The 24481-nt window shown below is 71.9% G+C and carries 20 protein-coding genes; 7 read left to right on the top strand and 13 right to left on the bottom strand.

What is annotated here, in order from left to right:
• Positions 1 to 504 (bottom strand): hypothetical protein, encoded by a 504-nt coding sequence (locus ACIBKX_RS18285; RefSeq protein ID WP_363274187.1) that lies wholly within the window; start codon positions 502 to 504, stop codon positions 1 to 3.
• 92 nt (positions 505 to 596) lie between these two features.
• The gene (locus ACIBKX_RS18280) at positions 597 to 1307 is read right to left on the bottom strand and encodes a DUF4232 domain-containing protein (RefSeq protein WP_363274186.1); all 711 of its coding nucleotides are present in this window, start codon (positions 1305 to 1307) and stop codon (positions 597 to 599) included.
• Between the two features lie 209 nt (positions 1308 to 1516).
• Here ACIBKX_RS18280 and ACIBKX_RS18275 point away from each other — a divergent pair, with 209 nt between their 5' ends.
• Positions 1517 to 2167, top strand: coding sequence for a hypothetical protein (locus ACIBKX_RS18275; RefSeq protein WP_363274185.1), 651 nt, complete (start codon positions 1517 to 1519; stop codon positions 2165 to 2167).
• Positions 2168 to 2195: 28 nt separating this feature from the next.
• On the opposite strand, the gene ACIBKX_RS18270 is transcribed toward ACIBKX_RS18275, so the two are convergent.
• Entirely contained in the window at positions 2196 to 2699 is a 504-nt protein-coding gene (locus ACIBKX_RS18270; RefSeq protein WP_363274184.1) for a GNAT family N-acetyltransferase, read from the bottom strand.
• A 71-nt stretch (positions 2700 to 2770) separates the two neighbouring features.
• The gene (locus ACIBKX_RS18265) at positions 2771 to 3664 is read right to left on the bottom strand and encodes an NADP-dependent oxidoreductase (RefSeq protein ID WP_363274182.1); all 894 of its coding nucleotides are present in this window, start codon (positions 3662 to 3664) and stop codon (positions 2771 to 2773) included.
• Positions 3665 to 3734: 70 nt separating this feature from the next.
• Here ACIBKX_RS18265 and ACIBKX_RS18260 point away from each other — a divergent pair, with 70 nt between their 5' ends.
• Complete coding sequence (locus tag ACIBKX_RS18260; RefSeq protein ID WP_363274181.1) at positions 3735 to 4310, top strand: helix-turn-helix domain-containing protein; 576 nt, start codon at positions 3735 to 3737, stop codon at positions 4308 to 4310.
• A gap of 58 nt (positions 4311 to 4368) precedes the next feature.
• Here ACIBKX_RS18260 and ACIBKX_RS18255 read toward each other — a convergent pair whose 3' ends face one another.
• On the bottom strand, positions 4369 to 12459 hold the full coding sequence (locus tag ACIBKX_RS18255; protein ID WP_363274180.1) for a type I polyketide synthase: 8091 nt from the start codon (positions 12457 to 12459) through the stop codon (positions 4369 to 4371).
• A gap of 118 nt (positions 12460 to 12577) precedes the next feature.
• On the bottom strand, positions 12578 to 13420 hold the full coding sequence (locus ACIBKX_RS18250) for an NAD(P)H-binding protein (RefSeq protein ID WP_363274179.1): 843 nt from the start codon (positions 13418 to 13420) through the stop codon (positions 12578 to 12580).
• Between the two features lie 92 nt (positions 13421 to 13512).
• On the opposite strand from ACIBKX_RS18250, the gene ACIBKX_RS18245 reads away from it, so the two are divergent.
• From ACIBKX_RS18245 to ACIBKX_RS18235, 3 genes are all read left to right on the top strand, one after another.
• On the top strand, positions 13513 to 13884 hold the full coding sequence (locus tag ACIBKX_RS18245; RefSeq protein WP_399375825.1) for a winged helix-turn-helix transcriptional regulator: 372 nt from the start codon (positions 13513 to 13515) through the stop codon (positions 13882 to 13884).
• A gap of 145 nt (positions 13885 to 14029) precedes the next feature.
• On the top strand, positions 14030 to 14632 hold the full coding sequence (locus ACIBKX_RS18240; protein WP_363274178.1) for a GPP34 family phosphoprotein: 603 nt from the start codon (positions 14030 to 14032) through the stop codon (positions 14630 to 14632).
• A 55-nt stretch (positions 14633 to 14687) separates the two neighbouring features.
• Positions 14688 to 15353, top strand: a complete 666-nt coding sequence (locus tag ACIBKX_RS18235) for a nitroreductase (RefSeq protein ID WP_363274177.1) — start codon at positions 14688 to 14690, stop codon at positions 15351 to 15353.
• A 51-nt stretch (positions 15354 to 15404) separates the two neighbouring features.
• Here the strand turns inward: ACIBKX_RS18235 and ACIBKX_RS18230 are convergent, their stop codons facing one another.
• Positions 15405 to 16241, bottom strand: a complete 837-nt coding sequence (locus ACIBKX_RS18230; RefSeq protein WP_363274176.1) for a tetratricopeptide repeat protein — start codon at positions 16239 to 16241, stop codon at positions 15405 to 15407.
• 149 nt (positions 16242 to 16390) lie between these two features.
• Here ACIBKX_RS18230 and ACIBKX_RS18225 point away from each other — a divergent pair, with 149 nt between their 5' ends.
• The gene (locus ACIBKX_RS18225) at positions 16391 to 16903 is read left to right on the top strand and encodes a hypothetical protein (protein ID WP_363274175.1); all 513 of its coding nucleotides are present in this window, start codon (positions 16391 to 16393) and stop codon (positions 16901 to 16903) included.
• A gap of 129 nt (positions 16904 to 17032) precedes the next feature.
• On the opposite strand, the gene ACIBKX_RS18220 is transcribed toward ACIBKX_RS18225, so the two are convergent.
• Entirely contained in the window at positions 17033 to 17317 is a 285-nt protein-coding gene (locus ACIBKX_RS18220; protein WP_363274174.1) for a hypothetical protein, read from the bottom strand.
• 240 nt (positions 17318 to 17557) lie between these two features.
• Positions 17558 to 18748, bottom strand: coding sequence for an MFS transporter (locus tag ACIBKX_RS18215; RefSeq protein WP_363274173.1), 1191 nt, complete (start codon positions 18746 to 18748; stop codon positions 17558 to 17560).
• A 160-nt stretch (positions 18749 to 18908) separates the two neighbouring features.
• Here ACIBKX_RS18215 and ACIBKX_RS18210 point away from each other — a divergent pair, with 160 nt between their 5' ends.
• On the top strand, positions 18909 to 20153 hold the full coding sequence (locus ACIBKX_RS18210) for an ROK family protein (RefSeq protein ID WP_363274172.1): 1245 nt from the start codon (positions 18909 to 18911) through the stop codon (positions 20151 to 20153).
• Positions 20154 to 20181: 28 nt separating this feature from the next.
• Here ACIBKX_RS18210 and ACIBKX_RS18205 read toward each other — a convergent pair whose 3' ends face one another.
• The 4 genes from ACIBKX_RS18205 to ACIBKX_RS18190 all read right to left on the bottom strand — a co-directional run bounded on the left by ACIBKX_RS18205 (position 20182) and on the right by ACIBKX_RS18190 (position 24434).
• A complete protein-coding gene (locus ACIBKX_RS18205) occupies positions 20182 to 21276 on the bottom strand; it encodes an alanine racemase (protein WP_363274171.1) in 1095 nt (364 codons plus the stop codon).
• A 68-nt stretch (positions 21277 to 21344) separates the two neighbouring features.
• Positions 21345 to 22592, bottom strand: a complete 1248-nt coding sequence (locus ACIBKX_RS18200) for an MFS transporter (RefSeq protein WP_363274170.1) — start codon at positions 22590 to 22592, stop codon at positions 21345 to 21347.
• Between the two features lie 172 nt (positions 22593 to 22764).
• The gene (locus ACIBKX_RS18195; RefSeq protein ID WP_363274169.1) at positions 22765 to 23361 is read right to left on the bottom strand and encodes a TetR/AcrR family transcriptional regulator; all 597 of its coding nucleotides are present in this window, start codon (positions 23359 to 23361) and stop codon (positions 22765 to 22767) included.
• Between the two features lie 140 nt (positions 23362 to 23501).
• Positions 23502 to 24434 carry a phosphotriesterase gene (locus ACIBKX_RS18190; RefSeq protein WP_363274168.1) on the bottom strand — a complete coding sequence of 311 codons (933 nt, stop codon included), beginning with the start codon at positions 24432 to 24434 and terminating at the stop codon, positions 23502 to 23504.
• Positions 24435 to 24481: the final 47 nt, after the last annotated feature.

Below are 24481 nucleotides of genomic sequence, written 5' to 3'. Positions count from 1 at the left end.
CTACTCGATCGACGAGGTGAAGTACCTGACGGTGAGCGTGTCCGGGCCCGGAGTGGCGGGAGACTCGACGCGCTCCACGAAGGCGCCCCCGAAGTGGTACTTCTTTACGACGTTCTCCATGGGGTCGAGCATCTCGACGGTGATGTCCTTGAGGCGCCCCTCGCGTCCCGCAATCGCGTCCTCGATCCAGCGGTCGACCGCGGCACTGCGGGTGCTGCCCCGCATCAGGGTCACCGAGTGGTTGTCGGTGTCGATGCCGGAGACCTCGGTGAGGTACTCGACGGGGGCTCCGTCCATCCGCAGGCGGTAGTTGTGCGCCGACAGGCCGTTGCCCGGATCGAGTTCGGCCGTCGAGACCGTCTCCGTCTTCTTGGCCGTGGTGGTGGGGTCGGCCGACGCGGGGTCGGCGACCGCCGCCGCGGTGGTGCCCGCGAGGGCCAGTAACAGGGCGCCGCCGACGCCCGCCCAGCGAACGGCCCGGCGCCTGGCAAAGGATCCACTCATGACATTCCCCTACTGAAGAAGTGAAGACTGAAGTGCTGCTGGATTTGATGGGGCCAGCGGTGGCCAGCGGTGGCCAGCTTGGCCGGTGTGGTTCAGTCGCCCTGGCCGGCGCTGCCGATCGGGTGGACGTTCACCGGGGAGCCGGAGCCGTCGGTGACGGGCAGCGTCGCGGCGCCCGGCCAGTCGAGGGTGACCGACTTGGTCTCGCCGGGCGGGGTCACGACGAGACCCGTGACGCGGACACCGGAGCCGCCCGAGTCGTTCATCGGGTAACTGATACTGAAGGACACGGACTTGCCGTCCGCAAGGATCATCCGCTCGGCCGGGTCGCCGCTGCGCTGCGCGGACAGTGCTCCCTCGCTGGTCTGCAGGTCGACGCCCGCGAACCCGGACATGGCGCAGTCCCGGCCGCCGCCGTTCTTGAAGGTCACCGCGACGGAGCCTTCGTCGTCGCCGTCGATGGTGGAGTCCAGCGCCGTGACCTCCAGTTCGTCGGTACGGCACTTGCCGGTCGACGTACCGCCCTGGTCCGAGCCGGAACCGGAGCCGGAGCTGGCACCGGCCTCCGTGCCCTGCCCGCCGCTGTTGCCGCCGGAGCTGCTCCCGGCGGTGTCCTTGCCGCCGCCCTGCTCCGAACCGCCGCCCGACGAGGCCTCGCTGGCCGCGGCCGACGGGTCGCCCTGTCCCGTGACGTCGTCGTCGTTGCAGGCCGTGAGCGAGAGGCTCGCGGCGATGGTCAGCGCGGCGGCGGCAACGCGGAGAGTGCGGCGACGAGCGGTGCGGGCAGTGGTGCTGGAGCGCATGGCGGATCCCCCGGAGAAGTAGTGGGTGTCGTTCCGTCCTCGGAACAACACCAACTCTGGGCGAGGCCACTAACGCCCAGCTCCCACCCCACTAACATCCGCCTAACGCCCGCGTGAGCTGGGACGAAGGCCTGGCGGCGGGGCGAGCGGAGCCTCAACCGGGCTTGCCGGCAGGGCTCGTTGTCAGTGCGGCTTGGCATGATGGCGGCATGAGCAAAGTGATCAACTTCAACACCGCGGACCAGGCCGATGTCGTCGGCTTCCTGGGCGCCGCGGAACTCACCGCGGACCAGCAGCGGACGCTCGGCTACATCCGAGAGGCGGCCGACGCCGAGCAGCGTGACCTCGACCGGCAGCGCGTCGACTGGGGTCTGACCGTTCCCGAGGCGCTGGAGCACCTGATAGCCGGACGGGCGGACTCGGACGCGGAGTGCGCGGGCAATGCCTATTACACCGCCCTGCAGAAGATCATCGACATGAACGGCTCAGACCCCAGCACCCTGGGCAGCTACTCCCGCCCGTCCACCTTCTTCGGCCTGCTGGACGAGCAGCTGTCACGGGCGGGCGTGGCCAGGGACCTGCTGCCCTACGACTTCATCTATGCCGGGCCGCCGGAGCAGATCCCCTTCCGCATCCCCACCCCCATCGACGGCTCCCCGGATATCGGCCGCTGGCCGCTCGACAAGGCCAAGCCCGCGGCCGACGCGTATCGCGCGGTCCTGGACCGGATCGACCCCGATTTCCGGTACGACCTCAACGAACTCATCGAGAAGCTGGACTTCGAGGACGAGAACTGGCGGGACATGCAGGACGTCGACTGGTACACGCAGGACACGATCTTCTTCTCGATAGTCGGCTGAGCCGAGCCGAGCAGACCCGCCCGCGCGCCTACACCAACGAGCGTGTCAGCCACACCACTTCACCGTTCTCCTCCATGGAGACGCGATCCCGTTCGAACCCGAGCTTCTCGAGGACGCGGAGGGACGGCGTGTTCCAGGTGGCGACGGTCGACCAGAGCCGCTTCCGGCCGGTGGCGACGGCGGCGTCGAGCACGGCGCGGGCCGCCTCGGTGGCGTACCCGTTCCCATGCACGCGCTGGAACAGCTCGTACGCGATCTCGGGCTCTTCCAGGGTGGAGCGGCCGACGATCAACCCGCAGTAGCCGATGAAGTCGCCCTCGGCGCGGCGCTGGATGGGCAGCAGCGCGATCCCCGTCGTGGCCGTCGCGGCGAGCATGTCCGCGAGGTCCGAGCGGACGGACTCCACCGTGAGCGTTCCCTTGCCGCGTTCGGAGTGCAGGGCACGCATCTCGGCGGCGTCCGACTCGTCCCAGGGCCGCAGTATCAGCCGCTCGGTCTCGAGGTGGTAGGGCATCGTCTCGTAGGTGGTCATGCGCCCACTGTGCCGCATGGGCCATCAGGTGCCGCAGTCGGAGTGCCGGACGGTACAGCCGGAGGGGGTGTTCAGACGATCACGACCCGGCGGCCGCGGGTGTGCCCGGCTTGGCTGTCGATGTGTGCCGCGGCGGCCTCGCTAAGGGAGTACGACCTCTCGACCGGGATGTGCAGCCTTCCCCGTGAGATGAGGTCGGCGGCCTCGGCGAGCGCGTCCGGCACGCTTCCGGCGACGCCGGAGAACCGGACCCCGAACTCGGGGGCGCCGAGATCGGCGATGGAGACGACCTTGCGCGGATCCCCGGTCAGGGCGACGAGTTCGGGGATCACGCCCGAGCCGGCCAGATCGAGGGCCGCGTCGACAGGGCCGAGCCGCCGCACCCGCTCGACCCACCCTTCTCCGTACGTCGTGGCGAGCGCACCGAGGCCGCGCAGATACTCCTGGTTCGCGGCCCCCGCCGTGCCGATCACCGTGATGCCGCGCTCGCGGGCGATCTGCAGCACCGCCGATCCGACCCCACCGGACGCGCCGCTGACCAGCAGCGTCTGCCCGGCCCGCACGCCGGCCTCGCGCAGGACGCGCAGCGCGGTCTCCACGACGGAGGGGTATCCGGCGGCCTCCTCGAAGGTCAGCCCCTCGGGCATGCGGGCCCAGGCCACCAGCACGGCGAACTCGGCATAGGTGTCGACGCCCTCGCCGAACACATGGTCACCGACCTCGACCCCGGTGACGCCTTCACCGACCTCGTCCACCACCCCGGCGGCGTCGAGCCCGACCCCGGAGGGCAGTTGGAGCGGATGGGCCTTCAGGGCCTGGCCTTCGCGGATCCGCCAGTCGACGGGGTTCACGCCCGCCGCCCGCACGGCGACGCGTATCCGGCCGGGGCCCGCGTGGGGCTCCTCGGCGTCTTCGAGTCGCAGGACATCAGGACCGCCGAACTCGGCGAAGCTCACTCTCTTCATGCCGGTGACCATAACGCTAACCGTTAGTGTTTAACAACGGTTACGTCTTTGCATCTGGTAGCGTCGGGCCATGACCGTGCCGACCGGACGCCGCGAGCGCAAGAAGGCCGCGACCCGCCAGAAGATCGCCGACGCCGCCATGCGGCTCTTCCTGGAACGCGGGTACGACGCGGTGGGCATCCGTGACGTGGCCGCCGAGGCGGACGTCGCCGTCACCACGCTCTTCTCCCACTTCGCCTCGAAAGAGGCCCTGGTGTTCGAGCAGGACGGCGACTTCGAGCAGCGCCTCACGCGGGCGGTCGCCGACCGGCCGCCGGGCGAGCCGCTCCTCCCGGCGCTGCGGCAGGAGATCCACGCCCTGGTACGCCACTGCACGGCGGCCGGCGCCGCCCCCGTCTGGCGGATGATCGAGGCTTCCCCCGCCCTGCGGGAGTACGAGGAATCGATGCGGCTGCGCCACGGAGAGGCACTGGCGGCGGCCATGGCCGCCGATCACGACCTGCCGCTCAGTGCGACCGCCTGCCGGACGATCGCGAGGTTCGTGATCGACGCGTACTCACTGGCGCGGGAGGCGGAGGATCCGGGGGCGGCGGTGGACGAGATCTTCGGGATGATCGAGGCGGCCTGGGAGGCCGCCCGCACCTAGCGCGGTCGCGCCGCAGCGCGTCAGGCCCGGCCCGGATGCGGCCCGGTTCCGGCCCTCGTCACGCTCCTCCCTTGCCTGTTCGCGCGTCGATCCAGGAGCGGACGGCCGACGCGGTGGTGGCCGCGTGCTCCCGCATCATCGTCAGATGGTCACCGGGCACGACCATGACGTCATGCGCGGACGGCCAGGACGTCCGCCACTCGTCGTTCCCCGCGGTGGCGTCCCGCGCGGTGGCGTCCCGCGCGGTGGCGGCCATCGCGGCTGTGGGCAGCGAGGCGCGGACCAGGAGCACGGGCGTGGCGACCGGCTCGGGGTCCCAGCCGAGGAAGAGCCGGTTGTAGGCGCCCGTCGCGGCGAGAGCGCTGTCGTCGTCTCCGTCGAACTCGGCGCCCTCAGCCGCCTGTTGTGGTGGGGCGGCAAGGGACAGCAGCCAGTCCTTGCCGCTGTTCTCCGGGGTGATGTGGTACGTGTCGAGCAGCACGAGCCCGGCCGGCGCCCGGCCCACCCGCTCCAGCTCATGAGTCACCAGGTGCGCGACATTGCCGCCCGCCGACCGCCCCACCATCACGAAGGGGCCCTCCCCGACGTGCCGCAGCACGTTCTCGGCCTGCGTACGCGCCAGTGCGGCGCGGTCCGCCGGTACGGCGAGACCGGATCCGATGCCGGGATGCGGGAACTCCAGGACGTCCAGGTCGTCCTGGAAGGCGTCGTGGAAGCGGGGGAAGTCCCCGCCGCCCGGCGCGAGTGAGGGGTGATACGCCGGGAAGTAGGCGAGCGTCGGCCTGCCGGATCCCGGGCGTCCCTGGGTACGTCGGCTCGGGGGCGGGGAGTGGTCGCGGCCCTGGACGGCCGTGAAGGTGGGCACCGCCCAGGACGCGGTGACGAGCAGGTGCATCGCCGCCACCGGCTGCCCGGCGGCGCTCACGGTCCGGAACAGCGAGGAGAGCGTGTGGCTGGGACGCCCGGTATCGGGGGCGGCCGCTTCGCCGCCGTCCAGGTCGAGCAGACCGAGCAGATGCCGGGCGAACTCGTCGGCCGTACGGTGCTCGAACACCGCCGCCACCGGCAACCGGACCTTGAGTGCTGTGCTCAGCCGGTTGCGGATCTGTACGGCGGTGAGGGAGTCGAACCCCAGCTCGGCGAGGGACCTGCCGGTCGGGAGCGCGTCGGCGTGCGGGTATCCGAGCACGGCCGCGACGTCGGCACGCAGCAGCGATACGAGGGTCATCTCCCGCTCGTCTAGCGGCAGTTGGCCAAGGCGCTTCCGCCAGGATCCCGCTTCAAGGACCTCCTGCCCGGAGCCGGAGCCGGAGCCGGAGACTGAGGCCGCCGCCTTCGGCCGATTCCGCGGGGCGAGTCCGTGCAACGGCGGCGGGAGCCGCTCCGCATCGGCCCGTAGAGCGTCCCGGAGCGCGGCCCGGTCCAGCAGGATCGGGGCCACGACGGGCTCCGCGGAACGCCGCGCGGCGTCGAACAGGGCCAGGCCCTGCCGTGTGGACAGCGGCACGAGTACGTCCCTGGGCTCCGGGTGCTGCGGGAGCCGCCCGGTCTCCGGCGCCGCCATCCCGTCGGCGTGCTCCCACGGTCCCCACGCGAGCGAGACGGCGGGCAGTCCCTCGGCGACGCGGCGCAGGGCCAGGGCGTCGAGGAACGCGTTCGCGGCCGCGTAGTTGCCCTGACCCGCCCGGCCCAGCAGACCGGAGACGGAGGAGAACATGACGAACGCCGAGAGGCCCATGTCGCGGGTCAGTTCGTGCAGATGCCAGGCCGCGTCGGCCTTCGGCCGCAGTACGGCTCCCATGCGCTCGGGGGTCAGCGCGTCCAGTGTGCCGTCGTCCAGGACACCGGCGGCATGCACCACGGCGGTGAGCGGCGGCCCGCAGCGCTTGACCACCTCGGCCAGCGCGGCGCGATCGGCCACGTCGCAGGCGACGATGTCGACACTCGCCCCCAACTCCGCCAACTGCGCCCGCAGTTCGGCGGCACCCGGCGCCAGCGGTCCTTGGCGCCCGGCGAGCAGCAGGTGCCGGACGCCGTGCTCGGCGACGAGGTGACGTGCCAGCTCCGAGCCCAACGCGCCGGTGCCGCCGGTGATCAGCACGGTGCCGTCCCCGCCGAAGGCTTCCCCCGCGTCCTGGGCGACACCGGCCGCGCTCAGCCGAGGAACCGTCACCTGCCCGTCCCGCAGGCGCAGTTGTGCCTCCCCGGTGGCGACGGCCGCGGGCAGCCGCCGAAGCGACTCGGGCCGCCCGTCCACGTCCACCAGGACGACACGGCCGGGCAGCTCCGCCTGAGCCGCACGCACCAGACCCCAGACCGCCGCACCCGCCAGGTCGGGCACGGGGGCGGTGGCATCCCTGGTCACCACCACCAGCCGTGCGCCCGCCGCGTCCGGGTCGTCCTGCCAGTCCCGCAGCGCCGCGAGCACCCTGCCGGTCGCCTCGTGCACGGCGGACATCGGATCCGGTCCGGTCGTACGGGCGACGGCCGTCACGACCACGGAATCGGGGTGCGCGGTGGCCGGAAGGAACTCGGTGAGGTGCAGGTCGTCAGGACCGCGCACCGCCCAGGCAGCGGATCCTCCGGCGTCCCCGGAGAGTTCGAGGGGCGCCCATTCCGGGCGCAGCAGAGCCCTTCGTACGATGTCGTCCGGCTGGTCGCGGTACCTCGCGTCGCCAGTGTCACCGTACCCGGCGTCGCCAGCGTCGTCGTACGCCAAGTGCCCTTGCCCGGCCGGGAGTTCCCTGGTCGTCAGGGAGTCCACGTGGGCCACGAGGCGGCCGGTCGGGTCGGCGAGCGTCAGCGAGACCGTGTCCGGGCCGAGCGACGTCACGCGGACCCGCAGTTCGGTGGCCCCCGAGGCATGCAGGCTCACCCCGCTCCAGGCGAACGGCACCCGGACCCCGTCGTTGCCGCCACCGGTCCTGCCCAGCAGCTGCGCGTGCAACGCGGCGTCGAACAGCGCCGGATGGAGTCCGAAGCGGCCCGCGTCCGGGGCGAGCGGCGCGGGCAGGCGGACCTCCGCGAAGATGTCGTCGCCGCGCCGCCAGACCTTGCCGACCCCCTGGAACGCGGGGCCGTAGCCGAGTCCGGCGTCGGCGAGGACGGCGTACCCGTCAGTGAGATCCAGTGCCTCGGCGTCCTGGGGCGGCCATGAGTTCAGCTCACCTCCGGCCGCGCGTTCCCGGCCCAGCTGTCCGGTCGCGTTCAGAGTCCACGGCGCGTCCTCGCCGGACTCGTCCGGCCGCGTATGGATCTCGACCGGGCGTCGGCCCGAGTCGTCCTGCCCGCCCACCACGACCTGGACGCGCACCGCCGCGGAATCGGGCAGGGGGAGCGGCGACAGCAGCGCGAGGTCCTCGACCGTGCCGCAGTCGACCTCGTCGCCCGCCCGCACGGCCATCTCCACGAACATCGTCGCCGGTACGATCACCCGCCCTCCGACGACGTGGTCGGCGAGCCACGGATGGGCCGCGCGGGACAACAGCCCCGTCAGCACGGTCTGTTCCGTGCCGGGCACGGGGAAGGCCGGACCGAGCAGCGCCGGAGCGTCCGCGGCGGCCGTGCGCGGCGTGTCCAGCCAGTAGCGCTGCCGCTGGAACGCGTACGTCGGCAGGTCCACGCGCCGTGCGCCGGAATCCGCGTACACGGCAGCCCAGTCGACGGCGGCTCCCGCTGCGTGCAGCCGTGACACCGCCGACAGGAGCGTCTCCGGTTCGTGGTCGCCGTCCCGGGTGGCCGCCACGGCCAGCGCGGAGTCGCCGGTGGGGGTCGCGCCGAGACAGTCGGAGACCGCCGCGGTGAGGATCGGAGCGGGGCCGAGTTCCAGGTGGGCCGCCACTCCGTCGTCCGCGAGCCGGTGCACGGCGTCGGCGAAGCGCACCGGTTGCCGGGCATGGCGTACCCAGTACTCGGGCGAGCACAGTTCGGCGGCCTCGGCGGGCCGACCCGTCACGGTGGAGACGACCGGGATGCGCGGCGGCCGAAAGCTCAATCCTTCGGCAATGCCCCGGAATTCGTCGAGCATCGGCTCGACCAAGGAGGAGTGGAAGGCATGGCTCACCCGCAACCGCACGGCCCGGCGGCCCCGCGCCTCGAAGTCGGCGGCGACCGCGAGCACCGCGGGTTCCACGCCCGAAATCACCACGGAGCGGGGCCCGTTGACGGACGCGACGGACACCTGAGCCGCCAACTCAGCCCGGAACGCGAGGACTTCCTCCTCGCTCGCGTCCAGCGCCACCATCGCTCCACCCGCCGGCAACGCCTGCATCAGCCGGCCGCGAGCAGCGACGAGCGTCGCCGCGTCGGGCAGATCGAGTACGCCCGCGACATGGGCCGCCGCCAACTCGCCGACGGAGTGGCCCACAAGGCGGTCGGCGCGCACGCCCCACGAGTCGAGCAGCCGGAACAGCGCCACCTCGAAGGCGAAGAGACCGGCCTGCGCGAAGTCCGTCCGGTCCAGGAGAGCCGCGTCCGGCGTGCCCCGGCCGGCGGACAGCACCGCGCCCAGCGGGCGGGGAAGATGCCCGTCCAGCTGTCGGCAGGCCTCGTCGAACGCGTCGGCGAAGACGGGGAAGGCGGCCCGCAGTCCGGCCCCCATCCGGGGGCGCTGGGCGCCCTGCCCGGTGAACAGGAAGGCGGTGCGGATCTCCGGGTCCGCCAGAGCCTGTACGACGCCTCGTGCGTTCCGATCTTGTACGACACCCGGTGCGTCCCCGCCCGCCGCCAATCCGCCGAGTCCGCCGAGCGCGTCCAGCATCCGTGCCCGGTCACCGGCCGGGACCACCGCCCGATGAGGGAGGGCGGGGCGGGAGACCGCGAGGGAGTACCCGATGTCCGAGGCCGACAGGTCCGGCCGGTCCGCCACCGCGGCCCTGAGGCGCCCGGCCTGGGCGCGCAGCGCGGCACCGTCGGCGGCGGACAGCAGCCAGGGCGCGGGCAACGCCGCCGCTGCCTGCCGGGGGATCACCGGCTCGGGCTTCGGCGCCTCCTCCAGGATCACGTGCGCGTTGGTCCCGCCGATCCCGAAGGCCGATACGCCGGCCCGCCGCGGCCGGTCCGATGCCGGCCAGGGGCGGGGTTCGGTCAGCAGCTCGACCCGGCCCGCGGACCAGTCCACGTGCGGCGTCGGCGCGTCGGCGTGCAGGGTCCTCGGCAGCTCGCCGTGGCGCATGGCCTGCACCGTCTTGATGACACCGGCGACCCCGGCAGCCGCCTGCGTGTGCCCGAGGTTGGACTTGACCGAACCGAGCCACAGCGGCTGCTCGCGGTCCTGCCCGTACGTGTCGAGGACGGCCTGCGCCTCAATGGGGTCCCCGAGCCGGGTCCCCGTGCCGTGGGCCTCCACCACGTCCACGTCACCGGCGCGCAGCCCCGCGTCCGCCAGCGCCGTCGCGATCAGCCGCCGCTGCGCCGGGCCGTGCGGCGCGGCAAGTCCGTTGGACGCGCCGTCGGAGTTGACGGCGGAGCCGCGGAGCACGGCGAGCACCGGATGACCGGCGCGCCGCGCGTCGGACATCCGCTCCAGGAGGACGAGCCCCACCCCCTCGGCCCAGGCGGTTCCGTCGGCAGCCGCCGAGAACGACTTGCAGCGCCCGTCCGGCGAAAGCCCGCGCTGCCGGCTGAAGGCGAGGAAGGGCTTGGGCGTCGACATCACCGTGACCCCGCCCGCGAGTGCCAGCGAGCATTCGCCCGAACGCAGCGACCGTGCCGCCCAGTGCAGCGCCACCAGCGAGGACGAGCACGCGGTGTCGAGCGTGATCGCGGGGCCGCGCAGGCCGTACACGTACGAGAGCCGACCGGACGCCACGCTCCCCGTCGAACCCAGGGCCAGCTGCGCCTCCAGCTCGTGGGCCGTGGGGAGACCGGAGGTGTAGTCGCTGTGCATCAGGCCGACGAACACGCCGGTGTCGCTCTCGCGCAGCGACACCGGGTCGATGCCCGCCCGCTCCCACACCTCCCAGGACGTCTCCAGGAGCAGCCGCTGCTGCGGATCCATCGCGAGCGCCTCGCGCGGCGAGATCCCGAAGAGACCGGCGTCGAACTCCGCGGCCTGGTGCAGAAATCCGCCGTGCCGGGTGTACGACGTGCCGACGCGGTCGGGGTCGGGGTCGTAGAGGGCGGCCAGGTCCCAGCCCCGGTCGGCCGGGAACTCCGAGATCGCGTCCCGGCCCTGCGACACCAACTCCCACAGATCGTCCGGGGAGTTGACGTCGCCGGGATAGCGGCAGCCCATCGCGACGATCACGACGGGATCGTCCTCGTGGGGGCGCCCTTGCCCGTCGCTCGACTGTGCGTGCCGTGCGGGATCGCTCGGGAAGAGTGCTCCGAGCAGATGCCGGGCCACTTCGCCCGGCGTCGGGTGGTCGAAGACCAGCGTCGTCGGCAAGGTCAGTCCGGTACGGGCGCTGAGCCGGTCCGTCAGCTCGACCGCGCCCAAGGACGTCATCCCGAGATCGACGAACGGGCTGTCAGGGGAAGGCAGTTGGCCCGAGTGCCGCCCACAGGCCTCCGCGGTCTCGTCGAGTACCGCCTCGCGCAGCACGCGGCCCCGCTCCTCGCGCGGCAGGGCCAGGAGCCGTACGCGCAGGCTCATGCCGGTCGCGCCCTCCCGCGGCGGAGGCGGGACGGTCAACCGGTGCCGGGCGATCTTGCCCGACGCGGTGCGCGGGACGGCGGCGATCTCGTGGAGCGCTGTCGGCACCTTGTAGTCGGCAAGTCGGGACCGGCATTCGGCGAGCACCCTGCGGGCGTCGATCCCGCCCGGACCCGGCACGACGAAGGCGACCGGCACCTCGCCGAGCACGTCGTGCGGTGCCCCCACCACCACGGCGTCGGATACGCCGGGGGACCGCACCAGCGCCTGCTCGATCTCCGTCGGGTGGATGTTCTCCCCGCCGCGGATGATGAGTTCACTGAGCCGACCGGTGAGCCGGAGATGGCCGTGCCCGACCCTGCGGCCGAGGTCACCCGTGCGGTACCAGCCGTCCCGTAGCGCGGCGGCCGTCGCCTCGGGCTGCTGGTGGTATCCGGTCATCAGGCTCGGCCCGCGCACCCAGACCTCGCCCTCGGCTCCGTCCGGGACGTCGGCGCCGCTGTCGGGGTCGACGACGCGTACGTCCATGCCCGGGACGGGCGGCCCGCAGGAGCCGTCGACGTGCGGGCCCTCCGGACGGTTCGCCGTGATCATCCCGCAGGTCTCGGTGCTGCCGTACGCGTCGAGCAGCGGCGCCCCCAGGGACTCCTCCACGGCCGCACGCAGCGCGGAGCCACTGGGCGCACCGGCCACGACACACAGCCGCGGCGCCGGCGGGACCTCACCCGGCGAGTCGACGAGCCGGCGATACGTGGCGGGCACCCCGGCGAGCAGAGTGAAGGGCCCGCCGAGACCGTCGTACGACGTGAGCAGTTCCTGTCGGAGGCCGTGCAGATCCCCGGCGATGCGGGCGCTCGCGCCCACGGCCGTCACACCCAGGATCACCAGCGAGTGACTGAAACTGTGGAACAACGGCAGCGGCCAGAGCAGCCGGTCGCCGGGGGAGAGGCCGAAGACGGGGGCATAGCAGGCGGCCACCGACCACAGCGCGGCCCGCTGCGTGGACAGAACACCCTTGGGGCGGTGGGTGGTCCCGGAGGTGTAGAGCATCCAGGCCGGGTCGTCGAGCCCGAGCGTGTCGATCTCCGCCGCCCCGTCGCTCCGGGCCGCGCTGTCGAACGACCGGACGCCGTCCGGGACGGGGCCGGGCCCGGCGACCAGAACGCCGAGGTCGGCGTACGGCCGTTCCAGGCGGCGGAGTTGGGCAAGGTGGGCGATGTCCGTGATGACGAAGGCGGCGCCGCTGTCCCGGAGGAAGTGGGTCAGTTCGGCGTCGGAGGAACGCGGGTCGAGGGGCACGCCGACCATCCCGGCCCGCAGCACGGCGAGGCAACTCTCCACCATCTCCACGCAGTTGCCGAGACGGATCGCGACGCGGTCGCCGCGACGGAGCCCGGTCCGGGTGAGGTACGTGGCCAGGGCGCGGGTACGCTGCTCCAGTTCGAGGTAGCTGACGCCGCGCCGGGAGTCGGCGTAGGCGACGCGCTGTCCCGCCAGCTCGGCGTGCTCCTTCAGCAGCTCCGCAACCGGCCGGATCAGCTCGTCGCGCCCCATGTCCCCGCCTCTCACATCACCTGCGGTACCTGCGTGTTGAGCCTACGTCAGCACGCGACTTGTCCACTTTTGGAGGCCGGCTCTTGGAGGTCAACTCCTGAAGGCCGGCTCTTGAAGGTCAGCGGAATGCCTCGGCATTCCGGGCGGCCCAGTCGGCGAACGGGCGCGGGGCGCGGCCGAGGACCCGCTGGACGTCCGGGCTGACGCGCAACTCGGCCGGGCTCGGGGAGCCGAGGATGTCCAAGGTGTCATCGGCGAGCTCCACCGGCATGCCCTGGGCCATGGCGGCCCTGGCCTCGTCGCGGGTGAGGTCGTGGAACCGCACGGGGGAGCCCAGCGCGTCCGCGATCGCCTCCGTCTGCCGGCGCGGCGTGATCACCTCCGGCCCTGTCAGCTCGTACACCTCACCGGCGTACCGGCCATCCAGCAGGCAGGCCGCCGCGACCTCGGCGATGTCCGCCGGATCGATGACCGGCACCCCGACGTCGCCGAAGGGCGCGGCGACGGTCCGCCGTACCCGGACGGACTCCGCCCACCACAAGGCGTTGGAGGCGAAGCCGCCCGGCCGCAGGACGGCCCACTCCAGACCGGACTCCCGCAGCGTGTCCTCCAACGCGCGCATCGCGATCCGCGTCGGGCCGAAGGGCCTGGTCGCCACGCCCTGTGTGGAGAGCAGGACGACCCGCCGGACGCCGCCGGCCGCCGCTTGACCGATGACGGACGCCGGATCGGCCCCGGCGGCGTGCAGGTCGCCGGACAGCAGCACGAACAGCGCCTTCGCCCCGTCGAGTGCGGGCTCAAGGGTGGCGGGTTCGGCCAGATCGGCCGCCACATGGCGGACGCCGTCCGGCACCGCCGCCCCCGCACGCCGCGACACCGCCGTCACCTGCTGCCCCGCCTCGGCCAGCGCCCGCGTCAACGGCCGGCCCACATTTCCGGTAGCCCCGGTCACCACGATCATGTTCAGCTCCTTGCTCAACTTCCGTATGTGGCCTGCACGTTAGGAGCCGGGCTAACTCCTGGTAAGGACATACCTCAAGGTAAGCTCACGACGTGACGGGAAGCGTGCAGCACAGAGGAACCGAGACGGGGGACCGGTATGACGTGTTTCACACGGACTGCCCCGCGCGCGATGTGGTCGACCATGTGACCAGCAGATGGGGCGTCTGGGTGCTGATCTCCCTGCGCAGGAACGACCTCCGGTTCTACGAGCTGCGCGAGAGCATCCGGGGCATCAGCGAGAAGATGCTCGCCCAGACCCTGCGTGCGCTGGTCAAGGACGGCCTTGTGTGGCGGGAGGTCGAGCCGACGACGCCGCCCCAAGTCACCTACGGTCTGAGCGACTTCGGCCGGGACATCAGCGAGCCGCTCACCGTGCTGTTCGACCGGATCACACAGCAAATGTCGCCACGCGATGCCGGGTAGCTGGATTGCGCTCGGCGAACGATAGATCGCGTTCGGCGACTGATGAGGCGCATACAGTGCAATCGTCCGAGATGGCAGATGACAGATGACAGAGATCAGATAACAGATAACAGATACCGAAGAACACTGTGACGCGGAGCCGCACATGACCATCGCACGTGACCTGATGCTCGTCGCCCTGGAGGCCACCGGCGACAGCGCCGCCGAACCGGGCGACCTGTCGCTCGCCCTCGCCGGAGCCGAACTGCTCGACCTGCTGGACACCGGGGCCGTCGCGCTGGACCGGGACCTGGTCGTGCCGGGCGAACCGCCGCTGTCGGACGACGGTCTCGTGCGGGAGGCGGTCGCGGAACTCGTGCGGGAGTCCCCGTACGAATCGGTCGACGACTGGCTGTGGCGCAGGGGGCGTGGTCTCGCGGCGCGCTATCTGGCCGCCCTGGAGTCGGACGGGCAGGTCACGCGCGGGCGCCGCCGCCTGCTCCCGTCCCGTCCGGGCGCCACCCTGCCGACGGACTCACCGGCCCGGCGGCAGGCCTTGGACCGCTGGGCCGCCGATGAGCCCGTCCTCGCCGGCCTCGGCGCGGCCGTCCGTATCCGCGAGACACCCGCCGACGGACTGCTGGAGCGTACCGACGAGGCGACGGCGACCGTACTGGCCGCGGTCGACGACGCGGTCACCGAACTGACCGCCGTACGGCAGCGGCGCGCCATCGAGAACGCGGCCTTCGACAACATCTGGCGAGGCTGACGGAGGGTCGGGCCGGTCGCTCGCACCGGTCCCTCGCACGAGAGGGCGCGAAGGCGTGGATGTGTATGAGGCCGTGGACAGTCGTCGGTCCGTGCGCGCGTTCAGCGATGAGCCGGTGCCCAAGGAAGTGCTCGAACGCGTGCTGAACGCGGCGGCGCGGGCCCCGTCGAGCGGGAACCTCCAGCCGTGGCATCTGTACGTCGTGACCGGCGAGCCCTTGGCCGAACTGAAGCGGCGCGCGACCGGCCGGGCACTGACGGGGGACCCGGGTGACGAGCGGGAGTATCCGATGTACCCGGCCGGACTGGCTTCGCCGTATCGGGACCGCTTCTCCGCTGCGGCGGCCCAGCGGTACGCGGCACTGGGGATCGACCGCGACGACCCCGACCGGCCGCGGAAGATCGCTGCCTTGAACACGGACGCGTTCGGGGCGCCGGTCGTCCTGTTCTGCTACCTCGACCGGACGATGGGGCCCGGGCAGTGGGGTGACGCGGGGATGTACCTGCAGACGGTCATGCTGTTGCTGAGGGCGGAGGGCCTGCACAGCTGCCCTCAAGTGATGTGGACCATGTACCGCAAGACCGTCGGTCGAACCGTCGGAGCCGATGAGGAGCAGGTGCTGTTCTGCGGTATGTCGGTGGGGTTCGAGAAGGAAGGCGTGCCGCGGCTGCGTACCGGACGGGCGGACATGACGGAAACGGTGAGCTTCGTCGGGCTGTGACCGAGTCTCGGCACAGGACCGGGACCGAACGCGGCGTCGTACGCGGCCGGTTCAGGCACCGCCGACGCGGTCGAGCAGCGTCCGGGCCTCGACGGTGCGGCGATGGACCGGACCCAAGGTGGCCAGGCAGTCGGCGTGAGCGGCCGCGGCCTGGGCGCGGGCTTCGGCGGCGCGGCCCAGCCCCAGGAGGGCGGTGGCCGTGACGATCTCGACGGCGCCGGACTCCTGGAGGCGCTGCTCCGGGGGCAGCCCGCGGTGCAGTTCGCCGGCGCGCCCGGCCTCGGCGAGGGCCTCCTCGTGGCGGGCCTGACCGTTGAGGCCACGAGCCAGTCCGAGCCGCAGGACCAGGGCCAGCCGGTCCGGTTCGCGAAGGGTGTCCAGGGCTTCACGGGCTAGCGTCTCGGCCTCGACGTGGCGTCCCTGCGCATTGAGGGCGAAGACCAGCCCGTTACTGGCGGCCGCTGCGACGAGCCGCATCTCGGTGCCGGTGCCGGTGCCGGTGCCGGTGCTTGTGGCGCGGGTCGCGGTCCGGACGACGGCCGCGGTCTCCGCCTCACATTCCGCGTGCCGACCGAGCGAGGTCAGCTGCTGGGCGCGGTCCGACCGCAACTTCAGGGTCTGCCAGTGATCGGCTCCATAGACCCTCCGGAAGACCGGCAGGGCTTCGTCGTACGCGGCGAGAGCCTCGGCGTGGCGTCCCTGGGCACCGATCGAGAGCGCGACGATGGTCAGCGCCAGTGGTACGTGTATGTCGTCGCGAGGCAGCGACCGGGCCACGGCGCTGGCCTCAGCCTCCGCCTCGGCATAACGCCCGGACTGGTACAGGTCCCTGGCCAGTGACACGGGGGGCGCCTGCGTGCGTCTGGCGCGCGGTCGGAAGAATTTCATGGCCGGAGCATATGGATACGACGTGAGTGGCCCGGCGAAGGGGTGGGCGACGGACCGCGGAGCCCATCATCACGGCCACGCACCTGGTTCCCTCCCTCCGCGTTCCCATACTCCGCGTTCCTCATACTCCTCGTTCCTATACTCCGCGCATGGCGGAAGCACTCTTCGGCAGCCTCATCGGCACAGTGGCCGGAGCCCTCATCGCGCTGGCCGGGACCTGGATGCTGGTACGGGACGCCAGGCGCGCCAGGGCGGAGGAGCTGCGGAACCAGGCGATGGCGAAGATGGTCAACCTCGTCCAGCGTGACGCCCTTCCCGACGACGCCGCATGGGGCGAACGAGCGGCCTTTGCGGAGCGGTTCACCCTGGCCCTGCTCCAGATTCCCGACGAAGCCCGGCGAAGGCGGATGCAGGATGCCGTCGACTTGCTGGCCCATGGCGCTCACGACGACCACTACTTGCAGGACTTCACCCGGCGCTCCGGATACGAGGTCGCACACCTGGCCCGCACCGATCTGCGCCTGTGCCTGGCACATCGCAACGAGAAGTCCATGCCTGAGCCCGCCCCGGCGTTGCGCGAGGAAGTCCGGTACTTCCGCGACTACGAGAACTTCGTCGAGCGGGACATCGAACGTCAGGAGAGCGGACCGCCGCCCGAGTAGACGATGCGGCGTCAGAGTTCCGGACCCCCCGCCTGCGCCTGCGGGAACTGACCCTCTCGGGCGTGGACGCCGTCCGACAAGCCGAAACGGCCCGCCAGATGTGCTGACGGGCCGTCACGGAGGTTCGGACTAGTACCAGAGGTACAGGAAGTACTTCATCCTGCCGTCGTTGCCCCTCTTGTACTGGCAGTAGTAGTCGCGGCCGCTCTGCTCGCCCACAGCGACGCATGCGCTGTTGGTCCAGTAGGCCGCGTAGAAGCGCCAGCTCATGATGCCGACGTTCTTCTCACCGGCGGAGGCCTTGGCCGAGACCTTCGGCGCGGGCTGTGCGGGCTCGGCCGCCTGGGCCGTCGAAAGCGTGCCCCCAAGAGCGAGCGCGCCCCCCAGGGTGGCGCCTACCAGTGCTTGTCGCATACGCATGATGTTCCCCCTTCTTGACCGTTGTCCGACCTGCGGTGATGTGCTGGAGAAGAAGGTAGAGGCAGGGCTGTGGCGATGTCGTCCAACGCTGGTTTGGTCACCGCGCAAACCTGTGCGGTACGCCTCAGGGGGCCTACGACTGTCGCGGTACGGCACTGCCTGTGCGAGAACGCCGGGGGCAGGACTGCTGTGCTCCAAGACTGGTCCGCCCCCCAGTCGCAGCCCCCTGAGACGTCATCGCCGCGCCGTGTAACCGATCACCGCCGCAAGCCCCGCCAGTACGGCCACGCTGGTGAGCGCCGTCGGCAGGGTGAACCAGTCGGCCATGAAGCCGATCGCCGGTGGGCCCAGGAGCATTCCGCCGTAGCCGAGGGTGGAGGCGGTCGCGACTCCGTTGGGGCCGGCCAGGGTGCCTGCGCGTTCGACTGCGACGGGGAAGATGTTGGCGAGGCCCAGGCCTGTGACGGCGAAGCCGATGAGGGCGAGCCAGACGGTGGGGGCGAGGGCGCCGAGGAGCATGCCGGCGGCGGCCGTGGTGCCGCCGGCGACGAGTATCGGGGTGCGGCCGAGGCGTTCGAGGAGGGTGGTTCCGCTGAGGCGGCCGATGGTCATGGCCAGTGCGAAGCAGGAGTAGCCGGCGGCGGCGATGCCGGGGTGGGCGTGCAGGTCCTGTTCGAGGTGGAGCGCGCCCCAGTCGGCGAGGGCCCCTTCGCCGTACGCCGTGCACAGGGCGATGAGGCCGAAGACGAGGACGAGTGTGCGGGTGCGGGAGTCGAGACGGCGTGGGCCCGCTTCCGTGTCGTGCCGGTCGGCCGGTGGCGCCGGGGGTTCGAGGCGCAGCAGGGTGCGTCCCGCGACCGCGGTGACGACCAGGCCGATCACCGTCAGGGCGAGGAGATGCCGCGTCGGAGACAGGTGCGCCGCGACCAGCCCGCCGAGCCCCGCGCCGACCATGCCGCCCAGGCTGAAGGCCGCGTGGAAGCTGGGCATGACCGGCCGGCGCAGCGCGGCCACCAGGTCGACCGCCGCGCTGTTCATCGCGACGTTGATCCCGCCGTACGCCGCCCCGAACACCAGCAGGACGAGCCCGAGCGCGAGTGCCGAGTGGGTCAGTGGGGGCAGGGCCACGCTCAGTGGCAGCAGGATGCCGCAGGCCACCGTCACCGGATGGCTGCCGAAGCGGCGGCAGAGGCGGCCCGTCAGGGTCATCGTGATCACGGCGCCCGCCGAGACGCCGAGCAGGGCGAGGCCCAGGTCGCTGGCCGATGCGCCGGTCTGGTGCTTGATGGCGGGGATGCGGACGACCCATCCGGCGAAGATGAAGCCGTCGAGGGCGAAGAAGACCGTCAGGGCGATGCGCAGTCGGACCAGGCTCGGGGGAGTGGTCCGCGACGCTGCGGACGTAGGTTTGTTTAGTAGCGGCACAAAGTTAGAGTAGAGGGGCACCCCGGTCGCGTACAAGGCGATGGTTCTCGCGGGGGAGAGGCAGCGGGCGGGTGCTCGTGAGGTGTCGGCGAAGGGCGGGGGAAGAGCGGATGACGGCCGAACGGCGAGGCGGCGTACGGATCATGGGAGACTCGCCCTCATGAACGGCAAGGCTGCCCCCCGTGCCGAGGGGGATCTGTCCACGCGCACGCGCCTGGAGCGAGGGCGCGGCGCGCTCGGTCCCGCCCTCGAACTCGTCCACACCGGACGGGCCCCGACGCGTGCCGTGCTCACCGCCGAGCTGGGTGTCACCCGCGCCACCGCGGGGGCCGTCGCCGCCGAGCTCGAGGCGCTCGGCCTGATCCGGATCGACGCACGGCCGAGCGCGCCCGCGGGTGCCCAGGGCCGGCCTTCGCACGGGCTCTCCGTCGCCGAGGACGGGCCGGTCGTACTCGCCGCTCAGGTGCACTCGGACGGCTTCCGGGCGGCGCTGGTCGGGCTCGGGGGCCGCATCGTCGCCACCGCGCCCGGCTGCGAGACCATCGACGCCGACCCGGCGCAGGTGCTCGGCTCGGTCATCGACGCGGGCGCCCAACTGCTGCGGGACACCGGGCGGCGGTGCGTGGGCGCGGGCCTCGCCGTGCCGTCCGCCGTCGCCGAACCGGAGGGCACCGCGCTCAATCCGCTGCACCTCGCGTGGCCCGCGGGTTCGCAGGTCCGGCAGATCTTCGCGGACTGCGTACGGGAAGCGGAGATCGCGGGACCGGCGTTCGCCGCCAACGACGTCAACCTCGCCGCACTCGCCGAGCACCGGCACGGCGCGGGGCGCGGCGCCCGCGACCTGCTGTGCGTGGCGACCGGCCATCGCGGCGTCGGCGGCGCGCTCGTCCTCGACGGCCGTCTGCACACCGGCAGTTCGGGCCTCGCCCTTGAGGTCGGCCACCTCACCGTCAACCCCGAGGGCCGCCCCTGCCACTGCGGGAGCCGCGGTTGTCTGGACGTCGAGACGGACCCGCTGGCCTTCCTGACCGCCGCCGGTCGCGAACCCGGCCCCGAGGGTCTGCTCCAGCAGGCCCGCGACCTGCTGCGCGACGCGGCCGCCGACCCCTCCGTGCGCGCGGCGACCGAGGAGCTGATCGACCGTCTGGGGCTCGGCCTCGCGGGCCTGGTGAACATCCTCAACCCGGACCGGATCATCCTCGGCGGACTGCACCGCGCCCTCCTGGAGGCCGACCCCGAGCGGCTGCGCGCCGTGGTGGCCGACCGCAGCCTGTGGGGGCGCAGTGGCGGCGTACCGATCCTGGCCTGCACGCTCGACCACAACAGCCTGGTGGGAGCCGCCGAGCTGGCCTGGCAGCCGGTGCTCGACGACCCCCTGAGGGCGCTGGCCGTCCCGAGCGCCTGACCGCCTCCCTTCAAGGTGCGAGGTGCGCTCAGGTGTTGGTGCCCCGCGCCGACACCCGCCAGCGGTCGATCACCTCACGGTCGCGGACGACCAGCAGTTCGTCGGCGAGATTCACCGGCGTACAGATGTGGTTGGGTACGACGGCCACCAGCGACCCGAGTTCCGGTCCCTTCACCCCCTGCGGGAGCCGGACGACGGCGTGGTGCTCCCACAGGCCGCTGATCGTCGCCTCCGGGAACGCGGGCAGATGGCCGTGGCCCGTCACCCACGGCGAGCGGTCGGAGCCGAGCACCTTGCTGCCGATGTCCAGCACGAAGCGGTCGGGGGCCGGCACGCTGATCACGGTGGCCGCGGCGGCCAGTGCGAGGTCCTCGACGGTGCAGGTGCCGATGGCGAGTTGGGTCGCGTCGTTGAACACGTATACGCCGGGCCGCAGTTCATTGACCGCGCCCGGCTGCCACTGCCCCACCGTCGGCGTCGACCCGCCGCTGATGACGTGTACGTCCAGTCCGACGTCCCGCAGGGACTGCGCGGCCTCGACCAGCGTGCGCTCCTCGTCGCGTGCGGCGCGACCACGGGCCCGCGGGTCGTGGCCGTAGCCGTGCCCCGGGAACGTGAAGACGCCTACGACACGCAGTCCGGCGTCCGCCGCCGCACGCCCGACCGCGCCGGCGGCGTGCGGCTCTACGCCGGTGCGGTGGTTGCCGCTGTCGACCTCGACGAGTACCTCGACGGGCCGGGCGCTGCCACGTACGGCGTCACCTAGCCGCCGCGCGCCCTCGGCCGACTCGACGCCGACCCGCAGGGCGACGTCGTCCGCCAGGGCGCGCAGCCGCCGCGCCTTGTCGGCGTCGGGCCACACGGGATAGGCGATGAACAGGTCGTCCACGCCGTCCCGTGCGAAGGCCTCGGCCTCGCTGACCGTGGCCACCGAGAGGCCGGACGCGCCGGCCCTCAGCTGCCGGTCGGCGATCCGCGCGCACTTGTGGCTCTTGGCGTGCGGTCGCAGGGCGAAACCGTGGGACCGCGAGGCCTCGGCCATCCGCGCGATGTTCCTGTCCAGGACATCGGGGTCGACCACCAGCGCCGGAGTGACCAGCCCGTCGGGCAGTGCTGTCGCCATCTCTTGCCTCCCACCATGGAACGGATGGAGATGATCATGGCAGGTCGGCGGCGCGTGACTCCTAGGTCCTAGGCCTTCACGGGCTCAGCAGCCTCCGTCCCCGTCTCCGCCTTCGTCTCCGTCCCCGTCTTCGTCTCCGCCTCCGTCGTGCTGGATTCGGGGTTGGCCGGGGTGCGGGCCGCGCGCAGCCGCCTCAGGTCGGGCAGCAGGGTGACCAGACCGAGCGCCGCCAGGGCGGCGCCGATCCAGAGGGGCGCCCGCAGGCCGAACGTATCGATGGCGGGTCCGCCGACCGATGTCGCGACGATGATGCCGAGCGTGATGAACGAGGAGTGGACGGTGTTGACCAGCGGCCGGGCGTTGCCGACGCGCTGGACGCGGGTCACCAGGGCAGGGTTCATGGTGACCCCGACGAGGCCGACGCCCATCATGAACACCACGGCGGGGAAGGCCAGTTGGGCGAAGACGGCGAAGCCGACGAGGAACGCGAGGTTGAGCAGCAGGCCGGTCAGAAGGACGGGTACGGTCCGCTTGTCGGCGAGCCTGCCCACGACGGTGTTGCCGATGACGGTGGCCGCGCCGTACGCGATGAGCAGCAGCGGGACCGTGCCGGTGGCGAAGCCGGTGACCTCGGTGAGGATCGGGTTGAGATAACTGAAGGCGGAGAACGTCGCACCGATGACGAAGGTGCTGGTGGTGAGGGTCAGCCACAGCCGCGGGCTCCGGAAGGCGCCCAGCTCCTGGCGGAGCCCGCCGCCCTCGTCGGCCCGGTCCAGGCTCGGCACACCGGCGAGCGTCGCGAACGCGGCGAGGACCGTGAGACCGGTGATCGCCCAGAACGCGGCGCGCCAGCCCAGATGTTCACCGATGACGGTGGAGAGCGGAAGCCCGAGCAGGGTGCCGAGCATCAGCCCGTTGAGCGCCACCGCGATGGCCCTGCCGCGGACTTCGGGCCGGGTGATGCGCGCGGCGAGGGAGATGGAGACGCCGAAGAAGGCCTGCGACGCGATGCCGGTGATCACGCGGGCGACCAGCATGGTGCGGTAGTCGGGAGCGACGGCCGCGAGCACGTTGCCCGCCAGGAAGATGGCGAACAGGACCGCGAGTGCGGTCTTCTGACGCAGCTTCAGAACGGCGACGGTGAGGAAGGGGCCGCCGATGGCCATCGCCGCGGCGAAGGCGGTGATCAGATAGCCGATCTCCGGGATGGTGGCGTCGAGCCCTTGGGCCATCTGCGGCATCAGTCCGGCGACCACGAACTCACTGGTCACCATGGCGAAGATGCCGAGGGCCAGTACGTATACGGCGCGGGGCATGGGGCTGCTCCTGTCGGGGGTTGGTTATGAACTGAACGGTACAAAATGAGGGCATGCGAAAGCGGGAGGGCGTGAAGGAGGGAATGCTCAAAGGGGGGGATGATCGGTGGATCGGTGGATCGGTGGATCGGTGGATCGGCGGGATCGGTGGATTGGTGGGTGGGCGGGCGGATCAGCGACTCAACGCATCCAGCGCCGTCTCCGTGATCGCCTCCAGCGTGGCGCGATCGGCGCCGCCCTGCGCGGAGACCCGCATGCCGCCGATGACCGCGTTCAGAAAGCGGGCCAGGTCGGCCGCGTCCCGTGGTGAGGTGATGTCGCCGCTGCTCTGTCCGGCGCGGATGGTGTCCCGGAACGCGGTCAGGCGGATGTCGAGGTCGCGGGCGAGCAGCTCGGCGGCCTCGGGGTCGCGTCCGGCCAGCTCCACGGTGGTGTTGACGGTCAGGCAGCCGATGCTGCGGTCGTCGTCGCGGCACTCGAACTCGGAGTCGATGACCCGTGTGAACAGGGCGCGGATGCGTTCCATGGGGGAGCGTCCGGTGTCCGCCATGATCTCGACCTGGGTGGCGGTCATCACGTCCATGTAGCGGGCGAGGGCCCGCTGGAACAGGTCGTGCTTGCTGCTGAACGTGTTGTAGATGCTGCTGCGGCCCAGGCCGGTGGCGTCGCACAGGTCCTGGGTCGAGGTGGCCTCGTAGCCGTTCGCCCAGAAGGCGCGCATCGCCGCGTCCAGGGCCCGCTCTTCGTCGAAGGTTCTCGGTCGGGCCATGTCGGTACCGTACAGGTTTTGGAACGGGCGGTGCAATATGGGGAATGGGTGTTACCTGTTAAGGGGCAATACTGGTTACGTCGATGGCTCCTGCTTGCGGGGGGGGGCTCAGGGCCGCAAGGTCTACGAGGACAGCCCCATCAACGGCGTGCAGGGGAGACGGCCCGAGGCCGGCTCGTCTCTGCCCACTCCACCCCGAACGCCCGCGCCGGATTCACCGTCAGCATCCGCTCCACCACGTCCGCGCCCACGGCGAGTTCGAGTCGTGGGCGCACCCCGCGCAGCAGGTGGGGCAGGCCGGGACCGCCGCCGATCGACCGTGCCCCGGCCGTCGTCGTGTCGCCACCCAGGAGCAGCCGGTCGGCGAACCCGGCTTCGGCCAGGGCCCCTACGGCGTCCGGCATGCGCCAGTCCGTGGCGTGATGGGCGCGCGACGGGCCGTCGAAGGCGAGGAAGGCGCCGGACGCGGCGGCCTCCCGGTGCACGGTGAGGTCGGGGAAACGGTTCAGGTGGCCGAGGATCACTCGGGCGGGCGGGATCTCCAACTGCCCGCACAGCAGGTCGAGTACGTCCAATGCCGCGGTGCCGAGCTCCAGGTGGACGGCCACCGGCGCGCCCGTCGCGCGGTGCGCCTCGGCCGCGGCCTCCATCGTCCAGCGGGCGTGCGCGTCCAGGCCGTGGAAACCGCCGGCGACCTTGATGAGTCCGGCGCGTACGTCCGTGTCGCCGATGCCCTGCGTGAGTTCCCGCACGAACAGCTCGGCCAGTCCGTCCGCGCGGAGTCGGTCGAGCAACTCCGGTGTGTAGTGGGCAGCTTGGTGAAGTCCCGTCGCGGCCACGACCCGCACGCCCGTCGCGCGGGACAGGCGGGGTAGTTCCGCCGCCCGTCGCCCCATGCCGTGCGGCGTCCACTGCACCAGGCTCCGGCCGCCCGCCTCGCGGAACGCCGCCAGCTCCCCGGCCGCCCCATCGGCCGAGTCCAGCTCCTGGCCCGGGAGTTGAGGGCTGGTCAGGAAGAGGTGGTCGTGCGCGTCGCAGATACCGAGGGACTCGGGGGGTGCATCGCCGAGCACTGTGCGGACCGAACGGACTGAACGGACCGAGCGGGCCGAACGGATCG

This window comes from Streptomyces sp. NPDC050658 (assembly GCF_044457025.1).
In the GTDB taxonomy this organism is placed as follows: domain Bacteria; phylum Actinomycetota; class Actinomycetes; order Streptomycetales; family Streptomycetaceae; genus Streptomyces.
The sequence above is the reverse complement of the archived record's forward strand: the minus strand, read 5'-3'. Positions and strand labels throughout refer to the sequence as shown.

Excerpts from the sequence above, each read along its gene's own strand:
- ACIBKX_RS18205 (WP_363274171.1), bottom strand. The coding sequence starts at position 21,276 with ATGGCGACAGCACTGCCCGACGGGCTGGTCACTCCGGCGCTGGTGGTC.
- ACIBKX_RS18225 (WP_363274175.1), top strand. The coding sequence starts at position 16,391 with ATGGCGGAAGCACTCTTCGGCAGCCTCATCGGCACAGTGGCCGGAGCC.
- ACIBKX_RS18275 (WP_363274185.1), top strand. The coding sequence starts at position 1,517 with ATGAGCAAAGTGATCAACTTCAACACCGCGGACCAGGCCGATGTCGTC.
- ACIBKX_RS18220 (WP_363274174.1), bottom strand. The coding sequence starts at position 17,317 with ATGCGACAAGCACTGGTAGGCGCCACCCTGGGGGGCGCGCTCGCTCTT.
- ACIBKX_RS18200 (WP_363274170.1), bottom strand. The coding sequence starts at position 22,592 with ATGCCCCGCGCCGTATACGTACTGGCCCTCGGCATCTTCGCCATGGTG.
- ACIBKX_RS18195 (WP_363274169.1), bottom strand. The coding sequence starts at position 23,361 with ATGGCCCGACCGAGAACCTTCGACGAAGAGCGGGCCCTGGACGCGGCG.
- ACIBKX_RS18255 (WP_363274180.1), bottom strand. The coding sequence starts at position 12,459 with ATGGGGCGCGACGAGCTGATCCGGCCGGTTGCGGAGCTGCTGAAGGAG.
- ACIBKX_RS18280 (WP_363274186.1), bottom strand. The coding sequence starts at position 1,307 with ATGCGCTCCAGCACCACTGCCCGCACCGCTCGTCGCCGCACTCTCCGC.
- ACIBKX_RS18240 (WP_363274178.1), top strand. The coding sequence starts at position 14,030 with ATGACCATCGCACGTGACCTGATGCTCGTCGCCCTGGAGGCCACCGGC.
- ACIBKX_RS18260 (WP_363274181.1), top strand. The coding sequence starts at position 3,735 with ATGACCGTGCCGACCGGACGCCGCGAGCGCAAGAAGGCCGCGACCCGC.
- ACIBKX_RS18265 (WP_363274182.1), bottom strand. The coding sequence starts at position 3,664 with ATGAAGAGAGTGAGCTTCGCCGAGTTCGGCGGTCCTGATGTCCTGCGA.
- ACIBKX_RS18250 (WP_363274179.1), bottom strand. The coding sequence starts at position 13,420 with ATGATCGTGGTGACCGGGGCTACCGGAAATGTGGGCCGGCCGTTGACG.
- ACIBKX_RS18210 (WP_363274172.1), top strand. The coding sequence starts at position 18,909 with ATGAACGGCAAGGCTGCCCCCCGTGCCGAGGGGGATCTGTCCACGCGC.
- ACIBKX_RS18230 (WP_363274176.1), bottom strand. The coding sequence starts at position 16,241 with ATGAAATTCTTCCGACCGCGCGCCAGACGCACGCAGGCGCCCCCCGTG.
- ACIBKX_RS18270 (WP_363274184.1), bottom strand. The coding sequence starts at position 2,699 with ATGACCACCTACGAGACGATGCCCTACCACCTCGAGACCGAGCGGCTG.
- ACIBKX_RS18285 (WP_363274187.1), bottom strand. The coding sequence starts at position 504 with ATGAGTGGATCCTTTGCCAGGCGCCGGGCCGTTCGCTGGGCGGGCGTC.